The 710-nt window shown below is 43.4% G+C and carries 1 protein-coding gene and 1 pseudogene; both read right to left on the reverse strand.

Translation table 11 applies throughout. The features are described from left to right. Positions 1-387 (reverse strand): annotated as a pseudogene (locus tag D8863_RS10595) (sensor histidine kinase); the annotation flags it as partial. Next, on the reverse strand, positions 388-710 hold a 323-nt coding region (locus D8863_RS10600; protein WP_142999492.1), incomplete at its 5' end, for a winged helix-turn-helix domain-containing protein.

Raw genomic sequence — 710 nt, forward strand, 5'->3', positions numbered from 1 at the left:
GGTAAAATAGCGTCCCTTATGAGTAATAGAACCATAAGTTTCTTGCTTTTTGAGGATGTTTGGGAGAAAACTTTTGACTTCAGCCTCAGTTAAGGACTGGACATTTGTGAGGGAGATGGCGTAGTCATTTTCCTTTTCTCTGACGGAGAAGTATTGAAAGTTGTAGACAATTCCTTCTTGGATATTTTTCTCAGTCAGACTTTCCTTGATTTCGTCTGTAATAGGAAGTTCGCCCTCATTCTTGGTTAAGATAGAGAGGACGGTGTGGATGTTACCCTCCGTCTGAGTGTAGACGATACTATTCATCAAGACTAGAAAGAAGGTTAGAATCAGAGCAATGGCAAGAGTGGTCGTTGCGATAAATTTGATACGAAGTTTTCGAAACATCTAGTCACCTCCTGTCAATTGGAAGGGGCCTTCTGCAGCCCCAAGTATTTGTAAGCTAGACTGGACACTTTGGAGTTTTTGGCGTAGGTAGGAGATATAGAGAAAGACGAGCTCGTGATCCTGTTCTTCTAGCTCGTCTGGCCAAACCTGCTCTAGAAGTTGTTGACAACTGAGGGGTTGGTTAGCGTGCTGGATAAGGAGAGTCAAGAGTTGGGTCTCCTTTTTCCCCAAACGAATGCTGTTTGTAGCAGCTAATTCTTGTTCGTCAATATCCAAGCGGGTATTTCCTAATTGGATCGTATCTGGGGTATAGTCCTCCAGAC

Origin of the sequence: Streptococcus oralis (assembly GCF_003943825.1) — a bacterium.
Taxonomy (GTDB): Bacteria; Bacillota; Bacilli; order Lactobacillales; family Streptococcaceae; genus Streptococcus; species Streptococcus oralis_CD.